At 74.0% G+C, this 1,281-nt stretch carries 1 protein-coding gene; it reads left to right on the forward strand.

Features of this window, described 5'->3' with window-relative positions; all coding sequences use genetic code 11:
* Positions 1–1,248: gamma-glutamyltransferase (locus FV223_RS27875; RefSeq protein ID WP_147729905.1), on the forward strand; the 1,248-nt coding region annotated here is incomplete at its 5' end.
* Positions 1,249–1,281: the final 33 nt, after the last annotated feature.

Genomic DNA, 1,281 nt, shown 5'->3' on the forward strand with positions numbered 1-1,281 from the left:
GAGCTGTCGCGGGCGCTCGGCGGCAGGCTGCCGCTGGAGACGCTGCTCGCCGACGCGATCCGCCACGCCCGCGAGGGCTGCCCGGTCTCGCCCTCGGAGGGGCGCTACGTGCCGAAGGAGCTCGACACCCTCCACGACGCCCCGAACTTTTCCGCGACGTTCCTCAAGGCGGGCAAGCCGTGGCCGGTGGGCGACGTGCGGAGGTTGCCGGCGCTGGCCGCGACCCTGGAGCAGCTCGCCCATGCCGGGCTCGACGACTTCTACCGCGGCGACGTCGGCCGCGAGATCGCCGCCGACCTCGAGCGCCTCGGCGCGCCGGTGACGCGGGCCGACCTGAAGGCCTACCAGCCGCGCGAGCGCGCGCCGCTCTCGATCCGCCGCCGCGACGCGACGCTCTACAACTTCCCGCCGCCGACGCAGGGCCTGGCGGCGCTGCTGATCCTCGGCATCGTCGACCGCCTCGACATCCGCCAGGCGGAGACCACGGCGCATTACCACGGGCTGATCGAGGCGACGAAGCGCGCCTTCGCGATCCGCGACCGGGTGGTGACCGACCACGACCGCCTGACCTCGGACCCGGCGACCTACCTCACGCCCGAAAGCCTCGCCCGCGAGGCGGCGCAGGTGGACATGGCGCGCGCCGCCGCGATCCCGCTGCGGAACCCCGGCGAGGGCGACACCGTGTGGATGGGCGCGATCGACGCCGACGGCCTGGCCGTGTCCTACATCCAGTCGATCTACTGGGAATACGGCTCGGGCTGCGTGCTGCCGAAGACCGGCATCCACTGGCAGAACCGCGGCACGTCGTTCTCGCTCGACGCCGACGCCGTGAACCCGCTGGAGCCGGGACGGCGCCCGTTCCACACCCTGATCCCGGCGCTCGCCTGCTTCGACGACGGCCGGGTGATGGCCTACGGCTCGATGGGCGGCGACGGCCAGCCGCAGTTCCAGGCGCAGATCTTCACCCGCTACGCCGATTACGGCCGCGGCCCCGCCGACGCGGTCGACGCCCCGCGCCTGCTCTACGGCCGCACCTGGGGCGCGGAATCGCTGACGGTGAAGGTCGAGGACCGCTTCGACCCGGCCTGCATCCGCGCCCTCGAGCGCATGGGCCACCGGATCGAGGAGCTCGGCGGCGCCTACATCGACTCGCTCGGCCACGCCGGCATGCTGGTGCGCCACGCCAGGAACGGGCGGATCGAGGCGACGCACGACCCGCGCTCGGACGGCGGCGCGCTGGGGTTGTGAGGGAACGGGCGGCCGGAGGCGCGCCGCGACGCC

The sequence above is a fragment of the Methylobacterium sp. WL116 genome, assembly GCF_008039455.1.
GTDB lineage: Bacteria > Pseudomonadota > Alphaproteobacteria > Rhizobiales > Beijerinckiaceae > Methylobacterium.